A 19,288-nucleotide genomic window follows, 5' to 3' on the forward strand; every position below is an offset into this window, starting at 1 on the left:
AACAGGTTTATGTCAACTGAACCGAACCGTTCAGTTCGATTAATGACTCCAAAATCGGTAAGTGACCATGTCGAGCAACCAGAAAAGCAACGTCGCACGTATCGTCAGCGAAAACGCCGAAGCCCAAGAGGCAAAGGTCGCGGCCGTTGCGGAAGTTCCGACGGCGGAAGCGCGCGAGAAGCCGTCTGCTCCCGCGCAGTCGGCGCCGGCTTCGGACGCAGCCCCGGTGGCTGCGAAGAAGCGCCGCAGCCCGGTGCTGCCGATCGTCGTGCTCGCCCTTCTCGCAGGCGGCGCCTGGTATGGTTACGAGTGGTGGACGAACGGCCGCTTCATGGTGTCGACCGACGACGCCTATATAGAAGGCGATATCGCAACGATTTCGCCGAAGGTCACGGGCTACGTCGCGAAGGTCAACGTCGTCGCCAACCAGGAAGTCAAAGCCGGCGACGTGCTCGCCACGCTTGACAATGGCGACTACCAGAACGCGCTCGATCAGGCCCAGGCCCAGATCGCCACCGAACAGCTTTCGCTCCAGCGCATCGACGCGCAGATCGAAGGCGCCAATGCGAGCCTCGCGCAGGCGCAGGCACAGAAGGTGGCACTCGAAGCGGCCGTTCGCGGCGCCGAAATCACCCAGAAGCGCCAGAGCGAGCTTCAGGCGAAGTCTGTCGGCACTGCTGCCGATCTCGACAATGCCAATATTGCGCTCGACCAGGCCAAGGCCAATCTTGCCGGCGGCGACGCCAACATCACCGCGGCTCAGGCCAACATCACCATTCTGCAGGCCCAGCGCAAGGAAGCCGAAGGCTCGGTCCGTTCACTGGAAATCTCGCGCGACAAGGCCGCCCGCGACCTTTCCTTCACCGTGCTCAAGGCGCCCTATGACGGCATTGTCGGCAACCGCTCGGTTCAGGAAGGCGATCTCGTCTCGCCCGGCCAGCGCCTGATGGCGCTCGTTCCGGTGCATGAGCTCTACATCGACGCCAATTTCAAGGAAACGCAGATCCAGCATCTCGTTCCGGGCTCGAAGGTCAACGTCCATGTCGATGCCTATGACGATCATCCGATCGTCGGCACCGTCGTATCGATCTCGCCGGCGTCCGGCTCGGTCTTTTCGCTGCTGCCGCCGGAAAATGCCACGGGCAACTTCACCAAGGTGATCCAGCGCCTGCCGGTGCGCATCGCGCTGCCGCAGGAGGCGCTCGACAGCGGGCGTCTGCGCGCGGGCCTCAGCGTCGTCGTCGACGTCGATACCCGCACGGCGCCGAGCAAGTAAGCCTTTAGACAAGGCGGAGGTGGTCCGATGGCCGGAAGCGCGACAGCAACAGCGGGAACGATTCCGGCAGCGCCTGCCCATGCTGAGGATCGCATGGATCCGAGGAAGCTTATCGCCTTCTTCGCGATGGTGCTCGGCATGTTCATGTCGATCCTCGACATTCAGATCGTCTCGGCGTCGCTTGCGGAAATTCAGGCCGGCCTTTCGGCCGGTTCCGATGAGATCGGCTGGGTGCAAACGTCCTATCTGATCGCCGAAGTAATCATGATCCCGCTGTCGGGCACGCTGGCGCGCATCATCTCGACGCGTTACCTCTTTGCGATCTCGGCCGCCGGATTCACCATGGCCAGCGCCCTTGCGGCAACGGCGACGAATATCGACCAGATGATCGTCTATCGCGCCATTCAGGGCTTCATCGGCGGCGGCATGATCCCGTCAGTCTTCGCGGCCGCCTTCACCATTTTCCCTCCGTCGAAGCGCAGCATCGTCTCGCCGATCATCGGCCTGATCGCGACGCTCGCGCCGACGATCGGCCCGACTGTCGGCGGCTATCTCAGCCACGCCTTCTCCTGGCACTGGCTGTTCCTCGTCAACATCATTCCCGGCATCATCGTCACCATCGTCACCTGGAACTTCATCGATTTCGACAAGCCGGAACTGTCGCTGTTCAAAAAGTTCGACTGGTGGGGACTGGTCTCGATGGGCGTGTTCCTAGGGGCGCTGGAATACGTGCTCGAAGAGGGCAATTCCAACGACTGGTTCAACGACGAATCCATCGCCATCGCGGCCGTTGCCTCAGGCGTCTCGGCCATCATTTTCTTTTATCGCGCCTTTTCAGTGGAATTCCCTGTCGTCGATCTCAAGGCCTTTGCGAACAGAAACTTCTCCTTCGGCTCGGTCTTCTCCTTCGTGATGGGTATCGGTCTCTATGGCCTCACCTATATCTATCCCGTCTATCTCGGACGCATCCGCGGCTATGATTCACTGATGATTGGCGAGACGATGTTCGTCTCCGGCCTTGCGATGTTCGTCACCGCGCCGATCGCCGGCCGGCTATCGACCAAGATGGACCTGCGCCTGATGATGGTGATCGGATTCGTCAGCTTCGCGGCCGGCACATACATCATGATCCATCTGACCGCGGATTGGGATTTTTACGAGCTCTTCATCCCGCAGATCCTGCGCGGCTTCGGGCTGATGATGTGCATGGTGCCGATCAACAACATCGCGCTCGGCACGATGCCGCCTTCGCGCATTCGCGGAGCGTCCGGTCTATTCAATCTGACCAGAAACCTCGGCGGCGCCGTCGGTCTAGCCGTCATCAACACCGTGCTCACCAACCGACAGGACGTGCATTACGAGCGGCTGCGCGAGAATATGGATTGGGGCAATCCGGCGGCGATCGACCAGATGAACAACGTGGCCGCCAATTTCAACAGCTACGGCATGGACGGCGCCTCGGTCGCGATCAAGCAGATGGTCGGGCTTGCCACCAAGCAGGCAGTCATCCTGTCCTTCAGCGATGTCTTCCTGATCCTGACCGCGCTTTTCGTCGCGATGATCCTTGGAGTCGCGATGATCCAGAAACCCGCGCCGCAAGGCGGGGGAGGCGGTGGCGGCCACTGACCTCCGGCCTGCCGCCCCATGAAAAGGTCCTCCCCGGAGGACCTTTTTGTTTGCAGTTTTCCAGCCTCTATGCGATCAGCCAATGCTCGATCTGCTGACCGGCTCCAGGCCGACGGCGATGCGGGAAACGCGATGCGCGAGTCACCGGTCGTTTTTTTGATTTACGTACATCAAAATTGGCGTTAATGCTCTCATCAGGAGGAATGATGAGGCCAACAGTTCACGATATCGCTGCCGCTGCCGGGGTCAGTCTTGCGACTGTCGACCGGGTTCTCAACCAGCGTCCGGGTGTGCGCCACGTCACGCGCGAAAAGGTCGAAACCGCGATCCGCGAGCTCGGTTATATCAGGGACGTGGCTGCGGCCAATCTCGCCAAGGGCCGCACCTATCCGCTGGTGTTTATTCTGCCGGCCAGCGACAATTCCTTCATGCACGGGGTCAATGGGGAAATCCGGCAAGCGATCCTCCGTTCGGCTGCCGAGCGCACCGATATTCGCACCGTCGAGGTGCCGGCCTTCGATCCGGCCGCTCTCGTCGCTGTGCTCGAAGAGCTCTCTCGGGGAAAGCCTTGCGGCGTTGCCATGGTCGCGACCGATGCACCTGAGGTGCGCGCCACCGTCGACAGGCTGGTACGTGCGGGCTTTCCCATCGTCACGCTGGTTTCCGACCTGACGGGCTCGCTGCGCCACCATTATGCCGGCGTCGACAATATCGCGGCCGGCCGCACGGCCGCGCGTCTGCTTGGCCGCTTTCTCGGGCCGCGAAAGGGCGAGATCGCCGTGCTCGCCGGGTCCATGCTGGTGCGCGACCATCGCGAGCGGCTGGAGGGCTTCACCGCAGTCATGGCCGCGGAGTTTCCCGATCTGGCGATCCTGCCGGTGCTCGAAGGCCGTGACGATCCGGAGATCGCCCATATGCTCGTCGCCGACGCGCTTGCCAGGAATGCCGGCATTGTCGGCGTCTATAGTCTCGGCGCCGGCAATCGCGGCCTCATCCGGGCGCTGAAGGAGAAGGCCGTCGACCGGACGCTGACCGTCATCGCCCATGAACTGACCAGCCATACGCGGGCGGCGCTGATCGACAATACGATCGATGCGATCCTCAATCAGGACGCCGGCCACGAAGTGCGCAGTGCGATCCGCGTGCTGAAAGCCAAGGCGGACGGGCTCCCGGTGATCGACGCGCAGGAGCGCATCCGTCTCGACATATTCCTGAAAGACAATCTGCCGTAACGGCAAAGGAGCATACCCATGTATCTCGGTCTCGATCTCGGAACCTCCGGCGTCAAGGCGATGCTGATCGACGACGATCAGACGATCGTCGGCTCGGCCAATGGTACGCTCGACGTTTCGCGTCCGCATTCCGGCTGGTCGGAGCAGGGGCCGGCCCATTGGGTGCGCGCCACCGAAGAAGCCGTCGCCGGTCTCAAGGCGAAACAGCCGAAAGAGCTTGCCGCGGTCAGGGGTATCGGCCTTTCCGGCCAAATGCACGGCGCGACGCTGATCGACGCCGCCGACAAGCTGCTGCGCCCCTGCATCCTCTGGAACGACACGCGCAGTCATGTCGAGGCCGCAGCGCTCGACGCCGATCCGCGCTTCCGCGCACTCACCGGAAATATCGTCTTCCCCGGCTTCACGGCGCCGAAGCTCGCCTGGATCAAGAAGCATGAGCCGCACATTTTCGCGAAGATCGCCAAGGTGCTGCTACCGAAAGACTATCTGCGTCTGTGGCTGACCGGCGAATATATTTCCGAAATGTCGGATTCGGCCGGCACCTCCTGGCTCGACACCGGCAAGCGCGCCTGGTCGTCCGAATTGCTCGCCGCCACCGATCTTTCCGAGGAGCAGATGCCGACGCTTGTCGAAGGCACGGCACCGGCCGGCAGACTACGCTCCGAGCTGGCGGCACAGTGGGGCATATCGGGCAATGTTGTCGTTGCCGGCGGCGCGGGCGACAATGCTGCTTCGGCCTGTGGCATGGGGACCGTCAGCGATGGCGCCGCCTTCGTCTCGCTCGGCACCTCGGGCGTTCTCTTTGCCGCCAACGGCTCCTATCTGCCGAAGCCGGACAGCGCCGTACACGCCTTCTGCCACGCGCTGCCGAACACCTGGCACCAGATGGGCGTCATCCTGTCGGCGACCGATGCTCTCAACTGGCATTCCGGTGTAACCGGCAAATCGGCCGCCGATCTCACCGGCGAACTCGGCGAGACGCTGAAGGCGCCGACCGGCGTCACCTTCCTGCCCTATCTCTCCGGCGAGCGCACGCCGCACAATGATGCGGTCATCCGCGGCGCCTTCATCGGATTGGAACATGAAAGCAGCCGCGCCGTGCTGACCCAGGCGGTGCTCGAAGGTGTCGCCTTCGCCATCCGCGACAATCTCGAAGCGCTGCGGTCGGCCGGCACCGGCATATCCCGCGTCACGGCGATCGGCGGCGGTTCGCGCTCGCGCTACTGGCTGGCATCAATCGCCACTGCCCTCGGCGTTCCGGTCGACCTGCCCGCCGACGGCGATTTCGGCGCGGCCTTCGGCGCTGCCCGCCTCGGCCTGATTGCCGCAACGGGTGCCGATCCGATTGCCGTCTGCACGCCGCCGGTGACATCAGGCACGATCGAACCGGTGTCGGCGCTGAGCGGCGCTTACGAGGATGCCTATACGCGTTACCGGGCAGTTTATCCGGCGATCAAATCGCTGGCGCATTGAGAGGTTGGGCCAGCGGCCCCCTCATCCGACCCTTCGGGCCACCTTCTCCCCGAGGGGAGAAGGGAAATGAGGTGCCGCACCGTGTCTCTTCTCCCCTCGAGGAGAAGGTGCCGGCAGGCCGATGAGGGGGCCACTGGCGTAGACCAACAATACAGAACTTCGAAAGATACGAACCCAAGGAGACCTGACATGAGCACCGGATTTTTCGGCGATATCCAGAAGATCAAATATGAAGGCCCTGACAGCACCAATCCGCTGGCCTTCCGCCATTACCAGCCGGACGAGATCGTCATGGGCAAGCGCATGGAAGACCATCTGCGTTTTGCGGTGGCCTATTGGCACACCTTCACCTGGCCGGGCGGCGATCCCTTCGGCGGGCAGACCTTCCTGCGCCCCTGGTTCGAAGACACGATGAAGGCTGCCAAGCTCAAGGCCGACGTTGCTTTCGAATTCTTCTCGCTGCTCGGCGCGCCCTATTACTGCTTCCATGACGCCGACGTGCGTCCTGAAGGCAAGAACTTCGCCGAAAACTCCAAGAACCTCAACGAGATCGTCGATTATTTCGCCGAGAAGCAAGCTGCGAGCGGCACCAAGCTGCTGTGGGGCACGGCCAACCTCTTCTCCAACCGCCGCTACATGTCGGGTGCTGCGACCAACCCGGATCCGGATGTCTTCGCTTTCGCCGCCGCGACAGTGAAGACCTGCATCGACGCCACGCAGAAGCTCGGTGGTGAGAACTATGTGCTCTGGGGCGGACGCGAAGGTTACGAGACGCTGCTCAACACCGACATCAAGCGCGAGCTCGACCAGCTCGGCCGCTTCCTCAACCTTGTCGTCGAATACAAGCACAAGATCGGCTTCAAGGGCACGATCCTGATCGAGCCGAAGCCGCAGGAGCCAACCAAGCACCAGTATGACTACGACGTCGCGACCGTTTACGGCTTCCTCAAGAAGCACGGCCTGGAAAACGAGGTGAAGGTCAATATCGAGCAGGGCCATGCGATCCTGGCCGGCCATTCCTTCGAGCATGAGCTGGCGCTCGCCAATGCGCTCGGCATCTTCGGCTCGATCGATATGAACCGCAACGACTATCAGTCCGGCTGGGACACCGACCAGTTCCCGAACAATGTTCCGGAAATGGCGCTTGCCTATTACCACGTTCTGGCAGGCGGCGGCTTCAAGACCGGCGGCACCAACTTCGACGCCAAGCTGCGCCGCCAGTCGCTCGATCCGGCAGACCTGTTGATCGGCCATATCGGCGGCATGGATTGCTGCGCCCGCGGCCTGAAGGCCGCCGCCAAGATGATCGAGGACAAGGCCCTGTCGCAGCCGCTCGCCGATCGTTATGCCGGCTGGGAAACGGCCGAGGCGCAGAAGCTCTTCCGCGGCGAATACTCGCTGGATGAGATCACCAACTGGGTCGAGACCAAGGACGTCAACCCGCAGCCGAGATCCGGTCAGCAGGAACTGCTCGAGAACGTCGTCAACCGTTACGTCTGATAAGGTGCGCCGGCGGCCAGCGGTCGCCGGCGCAGCTCTTTGTAGCCGCTATCATAGCGTTTTCAGCGCTTCAACCATTGGCGCGACGGTGCGGAAACGGAGTTGCGAACCACCAGATCCGGCCGCAGCAGGATTTCCGTCTCGGCCGGCCGACCATCGGACAGGAGCTCCAACAGCAGCGCCATCGCCTGTTTGCCGATCGCCGTTCGCGGCTGGCGGATCGTCGTCAGCGAGGGGGAGATGAAGACGGCCTGCGGCACGTCGTCGAAACCGGTCACCGAGAAATCCCGTGGAATATCATAACCTCGTGCGCCGAGCCCGATCATGACGCCGATTGCCGTCTGGTCGTTCACGCACATGAAGGCGGTCGGGAGCGTGTCGCGCATGAACAGCTGTTCGACCGCATGCCGGCCGCTTTCGATCGTGCCGTCGCCTTCGAGCACGATCCTGAGATCCGGCGGGACGCCGGCGGCATCGAGGCCGGCATCATAACCCATGCGGCGCCTGACATAGGCAAGCCGGGTGCGCGAATCGCCGATGAAGGCGATCTTGCGATGGCCTTCGGCCAGCAGCAGATCCACCGCCTTTCGCGCCCCCTCGATATCGTCGACGCCGACATAGGGAATGCCGCCGTTGAAGACCGGTTCGAAAACGCCGACGCTCGGCGGCAGCCGGGCGGTCATCGTCTGATGGCCGAAGGGCAGGATGCCGGTGAAGAGGATCAGCCCGGCCGCCTGATTGGAGTTGAGGAATTTCAGATATTCCAGGCCACGCTGGGCGTCGTTCTGGGTGTGGCCGATCAGGATGCCGTAGCCGTGGGCGCGCGCCTCGTTCTCCAGTCCGACGAGAATATTGGAGAAATTGGGATCGCCGATGTCGGGCGCCACGACCAGGATCATGTTGGAACGGCCAAGCCTCAGGCTGCGCGCCATGGCGTTGGTGGTGTAGCCGGTGACGGCGATCGCCTGATTGACTTTAAGCCGCGTCGAGTTGGCGACCTTTTCCGGGGTGTGGATCGCCCGCGAAACCGTCGCGATGGAGACCTCGGCGATCCGGGCGACGTCTTCGATTGTTGCGGGCGTGGAATTCGACACTGCGCTCTGCCTTGGGCTGTCTTCGCCGCGACACTACACAGACTCGTGGAGAGGTCAAAGGCAAGCTTCACCGGATCTGTGCAATTTCACGATGTAAACCTTTACATGCCTTATGTAAAGGTTTACATAGGGCTCAAAGCGGACGGGGAGCCGCATGCGCATGGGCTCTGAAGATCAAAACGCTTTTCAGAAAACATGCGCTAGTTCAAGGCGATGGAGCGGCGCCGGTGCGTTCTGCCGGATGCAAGGCGCTCGTTGGGAGGGGATGATGACCGTGGAGACCGCCGACACCGCCCCCGTGGTGCTGTCCGCCAGGCGCATATGCAAATCCTTCAGCGGCGTGCAGGTGCTCTTCAGCGTCAATTTCGATCTCCGTGCCGGCGAAATCCATGCGCTGATGGGTGAAAACGGCGCCGGCAAGTCCACCCTCGTCAAAGTATTGTCCGGCTTCGAGCAGCCGAGTTCCGGCGAGATTCTGCTCGACGGCCAGCCCGTTATCCTGCCGCCCAATGGTGCGGCGGAAGCGCTCGGCATCGTCATCATCCACCAGGAATTCAATCTCGCCGAACATCTGACCGTGACGGAGAGCCTGTTCCTCGGCCGTGAGGTCACGCGTTTCGGTGTGCTCGACCGCAAATATATGCGCGCCGAGACACGCAAGGTTCTCGACGTGCTCGGTTCGCATGTCGATGAGAATGCGCTGATCAGCACGCTTTCCATCGCCGACAAGCAGATGGTCGAGATCGCCAAGGCAATCAGCCGCGATGCGCGCGTCGTGTTCATGGACGAGCCAACGGCTGTCTTGTCGCGGGAAGAGACAAACATGCTCTTCAAGCAGGTTCGCAAGCTGCGCGACCAGGGCACCAGCTTCGTCTTCGTCTCCCATAAGCTCGATGAAGTGATGGAGTTGACGGATCGGGTGACAGTGCTGCGCGACGGCCAGTGGGTCAAGACGTCGCCGACATCAATTCTTGACGGGGAATCGATCGCGCAGCTGATGGTCGGCCGCGAGCTTTCCAGCCTCTATCCCGCCAAGGTCGAGCCCGATGTCGACGAGGAGGTCGTCCTCAGGGTTTCCTCGGTGTCGACGGGTTATGTCCGGGATGCGAGCTTTGAGGTGCGCAGGGGCGAGATCATCGGCTTCTCCGGGATGATCGGCTCCGGCCGCACTGAATTGATGGAGGCGATCGCCGGCCTGCGAACCCGCCTTGAGGGCGAGGTGGTCATCAAGGGGCAAACTGTTCCCTCCGGCGACGTGCATGCCGCCAATCGCTGCGGCCTTGCCTACATGACCAAGGACCGCAAGTCGAAGGGCCTGCTGCTGCGCTCCGGCATGACGGCCAATCTGACGCTGCAATCGCTCGGACGGCATTCTCGCCATGGCTATCTCAACCCAAGCAGCGAAGCGGCGGCGCTGGCGAAGGCCAAGCGACGCTTCGACATCAGGGTTCGCGACGGCAATATCGTCGCCGGCCGCATGTCGGGCGGGAACCAGCAGAAGCTGCTGCTCGCCAAGGTCATGGAGACCGATCCCGATATCATCATCATCGACGAGCCGACGCGCGGCATCGATGTCGGCACCAAGCAGCAGATCTATCATTTCATCTCGGCGCTCGCCCGCGACGGCCGGTCGATCATCGTCGTTTCCTCGGAGATGCCGGAGGTCATCGGGCTCTGCACGCGGGTGGCGGTGATGCGCGAGGGGCATATCGTCGGCGTACTCGAGGGAGACGAGATCTCCGAGCAGGAGATTATGCGCTACGCCGCCGGGCTGAAAAGGAAGGCGGCCGCGTAAAGGCGGAGCAGGACTTCGACGAGGCGGACAATAGGTAACGCACCCAGAGTCTGGGGCGGGAGGTTGGTTTTGGATATGAGTGTTAACGAAGAGACCAGGGAAATCCGGCGCAGGTCCTGGCGTGACGTCGATCTGCGCGCGGTTGCACCCTTTGCCGCCCTGGCCATGCTTCTCATCGTTGGCGCCTTGGTCAATCCGAATTTCATCGGCATCACCAATCTGGCTAACGTCGCGACACGCTGCGCCTTCATCGCCATCATCGCCGTCGGCGCAACGTTCGTCATCTCCGCCGGAGACCTCGATCTTTCCGTCGGCTCGATGGTGGCCTTCGTCGCCAGTCTGATGATCCTGCTGATCAATTCGGGCGTCATTGCCGATCCGGTGCTGATGCTGATGGCTGCTGTGCTGTTCACGGTCATTGCCGGGGCTCTTTGCGGCCTCGCCAACGGCCTCATCACCACCGTCGGCAAGATCGAACCTTTCATCGCCACGCTTGGCACCATGGGCATTTATCGCGGCCTGACCACCTGGCTGTCGCAGGGCGGCGCGATCACTTTGCGCTCGAGCGACATCCAGACGCTCTACCGTCCGGCCTATTTCGGCAATATCCTCGGTCTTCCGGTTCCGATCGTGGTGATCCTCGTCGTGACCGCGATCGCGGCCTTCATCCTTTACCGCACGCGTTACGGCCGCCATGTCGTCGCTGTCGGTTCGAACAGTGATGTCGCGCGCTATTCCGGCATCGCGGTCAATCGCGTGCGCACCATTGCCTTCGTCATCCAGGGCCTCTGCGTGGCGATCGCCGTGCTGCTCTACGTGCCGCGTCTCGGCTCCACCTCGGCAACGACCGGCATCCTGTGGGAGTTGCAGGCGATTACCGCCGTCGTCGTCGGCGGCACGGCCCTCAAGGGTGGCGCCGGCCGCGTCTGGGGCACGATTTGCGGCGCCTTCATTCTCGAACTCGTCGGCAACATCATGCTGCTCTCGAACTTCATCAGCGAGTATCTGATCGGTGCGATCCAGGGTGCGATCATCATCATCGCCATGTTGGTGCAGCGGTCACTGGTGCGCAAATCCTGACGTAATCAGCTCCTCGGATTGGCCGGGCTTTACAGGGCACCCGGCTCGAATTGGACAAGTCCCTGATATTTTTGGGAGGAAATAGCATGCGCAAGCTCATGTTGGGTCTGGCGGTTGCGGGGGTGGCTTTTGCCGGCGCAGCCTACGGCCAGGACAAGAACTACACGATCGGCGTATCCATTCCGGCGGCCGATCACGGCTGGACTTCCGGGGTCGTGTTCCACGCCGAGCGTATTGCCAAGAAGCTGATGGCCGAACATCCGGGCCTGAACGTCATCGTCAAGACTTCGCCGGATGCTGCGACGCAGGCCAATGCCGTGCAGGACCTCGATACGCAGGGCATCGACGCGCTCGTCATTCTGCCCTCGGATCCGGATCCGCTCGTCAACGCCATCAAGGAAGTCAAGGACAAGGGCAAGTTCGTGGCGCTGGTCGACCGTGCACCGTCGAACAACGACAACTCCGTCCGCGATCTCTATGTCGCCGGCAACAATCCGGCGCTCGGCGAAGTCGCCGGCAAATATATTGCCGAAAAGACGCCGGAGGCTGAAGTCGTCGTCATCCGCGGCCTGCCGATCCCGATCGACCAGCAGCGCCAGGACGGTTTCGACAAGGGTATCGCCGGCTCCAAGGTCAAGGTCCTTGACCGCCAATACGGCAACTGGAACCGCGACGACGCCTTCAAGGTCATGCAGGACTATCTGACAAAGTACCCGAAGATCGACGTGGTATGGTGCCAGGACGACGACATGGCTGTCGGCGTTCTGCAGGCGATCGAGCAGGCCAAGCGTACCGACATCCAGTATGTCGTCGCCGGCGCCGGCTCCAAGGACATGGTCAAGAAGGTCATGGACGGCGACAAGTTGATTCCGGTCGACGTTCTCTATCCGCCGTCAATGGTCGGCACGGCCATGGAGCTGACGGCGGCCGCGCTCTACGATCAAGTCCCGGTCCACGGCAACTACATCCTCGACGCGACGCTCGTCACCCAGGAGAATGCCAAGAACTTCTACTTCCCGGATTCTCCGTTCTGATAGCGATTGGACATACGCGCCCATTCGTAAGGATGGGCGCTTTTCTATCTGGCATGCTGCCGAAAATGCTGCACGTACCTCTTGCCCGCCAAAGCCCATCATGATTAGCTCGCAGCTAGGTCGCATCCAGGCTCAACGCCGATCCGAAAGCGAGGGCGAAGAGGCGCCTTGCGCCCGAAAAATTGCGTGCTACAAGTTATCAGAAACGTTTACGGTCGATGTTCAGGGAGGAATCTGACATGAAGACGATCAAGGGCCCCGGCCTTTTCCTTGGCCAGTTCGCGAGCGATGCCGCGCCTTTCAACTCCTGGGACGCCATCACCAAATGGGCAGCCGGTATCGGCTACAAGGGTGTCCAGGTGCCGACTTGGGCGAGCCAGCTAATCGATCTGCAGAAGGCTGCGACATCCAAGGATTATTGCGACGAGTTCGCCGGCAAGGCCCGTGAAAACGGCATCGAGATCACCGAACTCTCAACCCATCTGCAAGGCCAGCTAGTCGCCGTTCACCCGGCCTATGACGAAGCCTTCGACGGCTTTGCAGCCCCTGAGGTGCGCGGCAATCCCAAGGCCCGCCAGCAATGGGCGGTCGAGCAGGTCAAGATGGCGCTGACTGCATCGAAGAACCTCGGCCTAAAAGCGCATGCGACCTTCTCCGGCGCGCTTGCCTGGCCGTTCATCTATCCTTGGCCGCAGCGTCCCGCCGGTCTGGTCGAGACCGCCTTCGACGAGCTTGCCAAGCGCTGGACGCCGATCCTCAACCATGCCGAAGATTGCGGCATCGACGTCTGCTACGAGATCCATCCCGGTGAAGACCTGCATGACGGCGTCACCTTCGAGATGTTCCTGGAGCGGGTGAAGAACCATCCGCGCGCCAACATGCTCTACGATCCCTCGCATTATGTCCTGCAGTGCCTCGATTATCTCGAGAATATCGACATCTACAAGGACCGCATCAAGATGTTCCACGTCAAGGATGCGGAGTTCAATCCGACCGGGCGCCAGGGTGTCTATGGTGGTTATCAGGGCTGGGTCGAGCGGGCCGGCCGCTTCCGCTCGCTCGGTGACGGCCAAGTCGATTTCGGCGCGGTCTTCTCGAAGATGACGGCCAATAATTTCGACGGCTGGGCCGTTGTCGAATGGGAGTGCGCGCTGAAACATCCAGAGGACGGCGCCCGCGAAGGAGCCGAATTCGTCGCCGCCCATATCATCCGCGTCACCGAAAAAGCTTTCGACGATTTTGCCGGCAGCGGCACCGATCAGGCGGCGAACCGGCGGATGCTGGGGCTCTGAGACATCGGGAATGCCGGGAGGCTGCCCCTCACCCTAACCCTCTCCCCGTTCTGACGGGGAGAGAGGACTTGCCCCACGAAATGTTGGAGCGGGACGGAGACGGCGCGGCAGATCCCCTTCTCCCCCGCGGGCGGGGAGAAGGTGGCGGCAGCCGGATGAGGGGCGCATCCGCATGAGTTTAAATTCCAGGAGGACAAGAATGGCAATCGAAGCATCATCGGAACAGACCCGCGAGCCGCGCATCCGGCTCGGCATGGTGGGCGGCGGCGCCGGCGCGTTCATCGGTGCGGTGCACCGCATCGCGGCGCGCATCGACGATCAGTACGATCTTATCGCCGGGGCGCTGTCGTCGACGCCCGACAAGGCCGTACAGTCGGGCCGCGACCTCGGCCTCGATCCGTCGCGGACCTATTCCAGCTACCGCGAGATGGCCATACGTGAGGCGAAGCTGAAGAACGGCATCGAGGCGGTTTCGATCGTCACGCCGAACCATGTGCATTACGACGCAGCCAAGGAATTCCTGAAGCGCGGCATTCACGTCATCTGCGACAAGCCGCTGACGTCGAACCTTGCCGATGCCAAGAAGCTGAAAAAAGTCGCCGACGAAAACGGGGCGCTCTTCGTGCTGACGCATAATTACACCGGTTATCCGATGGTTCGCCAGGCGCGCGAGATGATCGCGAACGGCGAACTCGGCGATATAAGAGTCGTCCAGGCCGAATATCCGCAGGACTGGCTGACGGAAGCGGTCGAGCAGACCGGCCAGAAACAAGCCGCCTGGCGCACCGATCCGGCCCAGTCCGGCGTCGGCGGCTCGACCGGCGACATCGGCACCCATGCCTATAATCTCGCCTCCTTCATCACTGGCCTGGAACTCGACAGCCTGGCCGCCGATCTCGACAGCTTCGTGCCCGGCCGCCGGTTGGACGACAATGCCCATGTCATGCTGCGCTTCAAGGCGAAGGGCTCGGAAAAGCCGGCCAAGGGCATGCTCTGGTGCAGCCAGGTCGCGCCCGGCCATGAGAACGGCCTGATGGTGCGCGTCTATGGCACGAAGGGCGGCCTGGAATGGACGCAGAAAGATCCGAATTACCTCTGGTACACGCCCTTCGGCGAGCCGAAGCGGCTGATTACCCGCGGCGGCGCCGGCGCCGGAGCTGCTGCCGGCCGCGTTACGCGCGTGCCATCAGGGCATCCGGAAGGTTATCTCGAGGCGTTTGCGACGATCTATACGGAAGCCGCGCATGCGATCAATGCCCGCAAGAAGGGCAAGGCGGTCGACAAAACGGTGGTCTATCCCACGGTCGACGATGGCGTGAAGGGTGTCGCCTTCGTCGAGGCCTGTGTCGCCTCGTCGAAGAAAAACGGCGCTTGGGTCAAGCTCTGAGCTTGGCGATCCGCGCCTGGAATGGCGCGGAGCCCGCGAAAATCCCGAGGCAGCCATTGGCCGCCTCGGCTTGTCCGTCATTCGTCAGGCCGCAGCGCGGTTGCGCTTCATCAGGCTGTCGACGCTGAGCGGCCCGGCGCCTGCCGCCACCAGATAAAGAAATACGAAGCAGAACAGGATCGCCGCGACGCCGCCATTCTGCGCGGGATAGAAGCTCTTTCCCGCATGGCCGATGAAATAGGCGAAGGCCATCAGGCCCGAAAGCACGAAGGCTGCGATGCGGGTCTGGAATCCGATCAGGACGAGGAAGCCGAGAGTGAGTTCGATCAGCCCGGCAATCCAGGAGAGCGAGCCCATCGGCGGCACGCTTGCCGCGGCCGGAAAATGCAGGATCTTCTGCGTACCGTAGCTGAAAAGCACGAGCGAGGAGATGATGCGCAGCAGGCTCAGCAGATGGGGCTGCAGCAGATGGATCGAAGACAGCATCGGGTCCCTTTCATGTTTGCAATGTCTTCGCTGTGTAGTGATCGCGAGCTCGGCAGCAAGTCACGCCTGCTGACATTTGCGTTATGAGGGCGGTCGCGGCGGGAGCGCGAATGTCCGAAGCGGTCAAATGATGCCGGTTATGGCCGTTCCGCCCTGCCTACTGCAACGTTGCAGTTTTTCTTGACCGAGACCTGTACTTTGCTTTTCGGCTTGGCTAAATCCGACCCAACGGCCAGTCAACATGCTGAGAGACGGGGATTAGAGATGATCGATGCGAAGACGCTTGCAGACCGCTTTCCCGGCGATTTCACCTTTGGCGTCGCCACCGCCGCCTTCCAGATCGAGGGTGCGAGCAAGGCCGACGGCCGCAAGCCGTCCATCTGGGACGCTTTCTGCAACATGCCCGGGCGCGTCCACAATCGCGATAATGGCGACGTTGCCTGCGATCACTACAACCGGCTGGACCAGGATCTCGATCTCATCAAGGAGATGGGCGTCGAGGCCTATCGCTTCTCGATCGCCTGGCCGCGCATCATCCCTGACGGCACGGGTCCGGTGAACGAGGCCGGCCTCGATTTCTACGACCGGCTCGTCGACGGCTGCAAGGCGCGCGGGATCAAGACCTTCGCGACCCTCTATCATTGGGACTTGCCGCTGCTGCTTGCCGGTGACGGCGGCTGGACTGCGCGTTCGACCGCCTACGCCTATCAGCGCTATGCCAAAACGGTGATGAGCCGCCTTGGGGATCGTCTTGACGCCGTCGCGACCTTCAACGAACCCTGGTGCATCGTTTGGCTCAGCCACCTCTACGGCATCCATGCGCCGGGTGAGCGCAACTTGCAGGCCGCCCTTCACGCCATGCACACCATGAACCTCGCCCATGGCCTCGGCATCGAGGCGATCCGCTCGGAGGCTCCCAAGGTGCCCGTCGGGCTTGTGCTGAACGCCGTCTCGATCATCCCGGGCTCCGACAGGCCGGCCGATCTTGCCGCCGCCGAGCGCGCGCATCAGTTCCACAACGGCGCCTTCTTCGATCCGGTGTTCAAGGGCGAATATCCAAAGGGATTCGTCGACGCGCTCGGTGACCGCATGCCTCTCGTCGAGGACGGCGACCTGAAGCTCATCAGCCAGAAGCTCGATTGGTGGGGTCTGAATTATTACACGCCCGAACGCGTCACTGACGATGCCGACCGCAAGGGCGATTTTCCCTGGACGGTGAAAGCGCCGCCGGCAAGTGACGTGAAGACCGACATCGGCTGGGAAATCTATGCGCCGGGCCTGAAGCTCCTGGTCGAGGACCTTTACCGCCGCTACGAGCTGCCGGAGTGCTACATCACGGAGAACGGTGCCTGCGACAATACCGATGTCGCCGATGGCGAGGTCGACGACACGATGCGCCTCGACTATCTCGGCGACCATCTCGACGTTGTGGCCGATCTCATCAAGGACGGGTATCCCATGCGCGGCTATTTCGCCTGGAGCCTGATGGACAATTTCGAATGGGCGGAAGGCTACCGCATGCGCTTCGGGCTCGTCCATGTCGATTACGAGACGCAGCTGCGCACGGTGAAGAAGAGCGGCAAATGGTATCGCGACCTCGCGGGGCAATTTCCGAAAGGAAATCACAAGCCGGGTCAGCGGTCCGTCTGAGTGCGAACTTGCCGGCCGCGGGCGAAAAAAATGAACCGCCCAGATCTGCAACAGGCTGTTGCTTAAACGTTTTTGAACCCTTGACTGCCAAAGTCCGATGGTCAGGGAGCCGTAATGCAGATACTCGGAAAGTTGCAGGGCAAGGGATCGGGAATAGGCCGTCACATAACCGTCACCGGCGTGCTGTTTTCCTTTGCGGTCATCGTCGCGGTCGCCACCATCATGGTGTTGACGGCCATCGAACGCGTCGCTCAAAATGCCAATGTCCTTGACGACGAGCGCTCGCGTGAAACGACGATCGGCGCGTTGAGGACCTTCGAGGATCAGCTCGGCGCGACGCTCGACGATTATGCCGCCTGGGACGACGCCGCCGCCAATGTCTACGCGCCCGATGGCATGGGCTGGACGGTCAGCAACTACGGCGAAATGTCGGTCAACAGCTCGCTTTTCGATATGGCGATCGTCGTCGATGATGCGAGGAATGCAATCATAGCCTATCGCGACGGCAAGCCGATGGAGGAGCCGCTCGCAGATTTCTTCGCGCCGTCTGTCTGGAAGCTGCTCGACACTGTGAAGGCGGCCGGCCCGGCCGATAGGCCTCAGGCCGTCGGTTTCATTCGCACCAAACGGGGGATTGCCGCTACCGGCGTGGCGCTGGTGCGGCAAAAATCCGGTGCACTCGATGTGCCGGCCGGTCAACATCGCTATCTTATTTTCGCCCGGCATCTCGATGACGAGAGGGTGAGCGCGCTCGGTCAGACCTATGTCATCGGTGGTCTGCGGCTGGCGCCGCCGAGCTTCGAAGCCGAGTATCTCGTGCCCATCGTCGATCCGATGGGCGCCACGCTCGGCAAGCTCGTCTGGACCTCGCGCGCACCGGGGAATATCGCCTATGCGCAGGTGCGGCCGATGGTCATCGAGGCTCTCGGTCTGGTCGGCTTGTTTTTCGTGGTGCTGCTGGCCATCGGCTGGCTCGCCGGCCGCCGCCTGAAAGCGGAGGAAAATAGGGCCCGCGAGGAGGCGCTGCGCGACAGGCTGAGCGGACTGTCCAATCGCGACGGTCTCGGGCTGGCCGTCGACCGCTTTGTCGCCGAAGCCCGGCAGAGCAAGCGCAATGTGCTGCTCCTCTATCTCGACCTCGACGGTTTCAAGGAAGTCAATGACAGCTATGGACACGGAACCGGCGACCAGTTGATCCGCGCGGTTGCGGCCGGGCTCAAGGTGTTGATCCCACAGGGCGCGGTTCTCGCCCGCATCGGCGGCGACGAATTTGCGATCGCCTTTCTCTCCGACGGCGAGAATGCCGCCGCGCTGCAGCTTTCCGAGCAGATCCTCGATTTTCTGGTCGATCCGCTGGAGATCGGCCGCCGCGTCGTCGTCGTCGGCGCCAGTATCGGCATCGCCATGTCGCCTGCCGGCGCAATCGACCGCGAAGAGCTGGTGCGCCGCTCCGATCTTGCCATGTACAAGGCGAAGGAAGCCGGTCGGGCGCGCATGACGCTCTACGATCCATCGATGGATGCGGACCGGGAGCAGCGCAATGCGCTGGAGCTCGACCTCAGAATTGCCATCGAAAGCGGCGACCTGACCCTCGCCTATCAGCCACTGGTCGACGCGGCCACGCATGCTCTCAGCGGCGTCGAGGCGCTGGTGCGCTGGAACCGCCCGGGCCACGGCCCTGTTTCGCCCGAGATATTCATTCCGATCGCCGAGACCAGCGGCCTCATCGAATCGCTCGGCCTCTTTGTGCTGCGCAAAGCCTGCGAGACGGCCAAGCAGTGGCCGGAACTCAATGTCTCGGTCAACGTCTCGCCCGGACAGTTCCGCAACCCCGCCTTCACCGACTATGTGCGCTACGTGTTGAAACAGACGGAGATCGAGACCAGCCGCATCACGCTGGAGATCACCGAAGGTTACATGATCCAGAACCCGCAGCGGACCCGCCAGTCGATCGAACGGCTGAAGGGGCTGGGGGTCAAAGTGGCGCTCGACGACTTCGGTTCCGGTTTCTCCTCAATCGGCTATCTCAGGCAGTTCGGCTTCGACCGCATCAAGATCGACCGCTCTCTGGTCATGGGCGTCAACGAGGACAAACGCCAGCGCGAAATGCTGCAGGCGACGGTGGCGCTTGCCCGCTCGCTCGATATTCCGGTGACGGCTGAAGGCATCGAGACCGAGGGGCAGGCAGTCGCCATGCGCCTGTTCGGCTGCGACTGTCTGCAAGGCTATCTATTCGGAAAGCCGATGGTGGCCGAGCGAATTACCGACATGCTCAACGAGCTTCGTGCCGCGGAGCCGTCGGCCCAGCGCCGTCTCGGCGCGGCCTGACGACGACATTCTCGGATAGCAAGCCCGTCCAACGG

General features: G+C 62.1%; 14 protein-coding genes. 12 read left to right on the forward strand and 2 right to left on the reverse strand.

Features of this window, described 5'->3' with window-relative positions:
* The first annotated feature begins 67 nt into the window (after positions 1–67).
* The 5 genes from A7X77_RS12050 to xylA all read left to right on the forward strand — a co-directional run bounded on the left by A7X77_RS12050 (position 68) and on the right by xylA (position 7,107).
* The gene (locus A7X77_RS12050) at positions 68–1,276 is read left to right on the forward strand and encodes an HlyD family secretion protein (RefSeq protein ID WP_064683159.1); all 1,209 of its coding nucleotides are present in this window, start codon (positions 68–70) and stop codon (positions 1,274–1,276) included.
* 27 nt (positions 1,277–1,303) lie between these two features.
* Complete coding sequence (locus tag A7X77_RS12055; protein ID WP_064683160.1) at positions 1,304–2,902, forward strand: DHA2 family efflux MFS transporter permease subunit; 1,599 nt, start codon at positions 1,304–1,306, stop codon at positions 2,900–2,902.
* Positions 2,903–3,108: 206 nt separating this feature from the next.
* Positions 3,109–4,134 carry a LacI family DNA-binding transcriptional regulator gene (locus tag A7X77_RS12060; RefSeq protein WP_064683161.1) on the forward strand — a complete coding sequence of 342 codons (1,026 nt, stop codon included), beginning with the start codon at positions 3,109–3,111 and terminating at the stop codon, positions 4,132–4,134.
* Between the two features lie 18 nt (positions 4,135–4,152).
* Positions 4,153–5,607 (forward strand): xylulokinase, encoded by a 1,455-nt coding sequence (xylB, locus tag A7X77_RS12065; RefSeq protein ID WP_064683162.1) that lies wholly within the window; start codon positions 4,153–4,155, stop codon positions 5,605–5,607.
* Between the two features lie 189 nt (positions 5,608–5,796).
* Positions 5,797–7,107: a xylose isomerase gene (gene xylA / locus A7X77_RS12070; protein WP_064683163.1), complete on the forward strand. Its 1,311-nt coding sequence runs from the start codon at positions 5,797–5,799 to the stop codon at positions 7,105–7,107.
* Between the two features lie 62 nt (positions 7,108–7,169).
* Here the strand turns inward: xylA and A7X77_RS12075 are convergent, their stop codons facing one another.
* On the reverse strand, positions 7,170–8,201 hold the full coding sequence (locus A7X77_RS12075; protein ID WP_064683164.1) for a LacI family DNA-binding transcriptional regulator: 1,032 nt from the start codon (positions 8,199–8,201) through the stop codon (positions 7,170–7,172).
* Between the two features lie 268 nt (positions 8,202–8,469).
* Here A7X77_RS12075 and A7X77_RS12080 point away from each other — a divergent pair, with 268 nt between their 5' ends.
* The 5 genes from A7X77_RS12080 (at position 8,470) to A7X77_RS12100 (ending at position 14,789) form a co-directional block, all read left to right on the forward strand.
* On the forward strand, positions 8,470–9,996 hold the full coding sequence (locus A7X77_RS12080; protein ID WP_064683165.1) for a sugar ABC transporter ATP-binding protein: 1,527 nt from the start codon (positions 8,470–8,472) through the stop codon (positions 9,994–9,996).
* A gap of 75 nt (positions 9,997–10,071) precedes the next feature.
* Positions 10,072–11,076: an ABC transporter permease gene (locus A7X77_RS12085; RefSeq protein WP_064683166.1), complete on the forward strand. Its 1,005-nt coding sequence runs from the start codon at positions 10,072–10,074 to the stop codon at positions 11,074–11,076.
* 86 nt (positions 11,077–11,162) lie between these two features.
* Positions 11,163–12,110, forward strand: coding sequence for a substrate-binding domain-containing protein (locus A7X77_RS12090; RefSeq protein WP_064683167.1), 948 nt, complete (start codon positions 11,163–11,165; stop codon positions 12,108–12,110).
* 239 nt (positions 12,111–12,349) lie between these two features.
* On the forward strand, positions 12,350–13,402 hold the full coding sequence (locus tag A7X77_RS12095; protein WP_064683168.1) for a sugar phosphate isomerase/epimerase family protein: 1,053 nt from the start codon (positions 12,350–12,352) through the stop codon (positions 13,400–13,402).
* Positions 13,403–13,601: 199 nt separating this feature from the next.
* Positions 13,602–14,789: a Gfo/Idh/MocA family protein gene (locus tag A7X77_RS12100; RefSeq protein WP_064683169.1), complete on the forward strand. Its 1,188-nt coding sequence runs from the start codon at positions 13,602–13,604 to the stop codon at positions 14,787–14,789.
* A gap of 84 nt (positions 14,790–14,873) precedes the next feature.
* Here A7X77_RS12100 and A7X77_RS12105 read toward each other — a convergent pair whose 3' ends face one another.
* Positions 14,874–15,275 carry a DoxX family protein gene (locus tag A7X77_RS12105; RefSeq protein WP_064683170.1) on the reverse strand — a complete coding sequence of 134 codons (402 nt, stop codon included), beginning with the start codon at positions 15,273–15,275 and terminating at the stop codon, positions 14,874–14,876.
* A gap of 264 nt (positions 15,276–15,539) precedes the next feature.
* Between A7X77_RS12105 and A7X77_RS12110 the strand changes: the two genes are divergently transcribed.
* Positions 15,540–16,925: a GH1 family beta-glucosidase gene (locus tag A7X77_RS12110; RefSeq protein ID WP_064683171.1), complete on the forward strand. Its 1,386-nt coding sequence runs from the start codon at positions 15,540–15,542 to the stop codon at positions 16,923–16,925.
* Between the two features lie 114 nt (positions 16,926–17,039).
* Positions 17,040–19,253, forward strand: a complete 2,214-nt coding sequence (locus A7X77_RS12115) for a putative bifunctional diguanylate cyclase/phosphodiesterase (RefSeq protein ID WP_064683172.1) — start codon at positions 17,040–17,042, stop codon at positions 19,251–19,253.
* Positions 19,254–19,288 lie beyond the last annotated feature (35 nt).

It is taken from the genome of Rhizobium bangladeshense (genome assembly GCF_001662075.1).
In the GTDB taxonomy this organism is placed as follows: Bacteria; Pseudomonadota; Alphaproteobacteria; order Rhizobiales; family Rhizobiaceae; genus Rhizobium; species Rhizobium bangladeshense_B.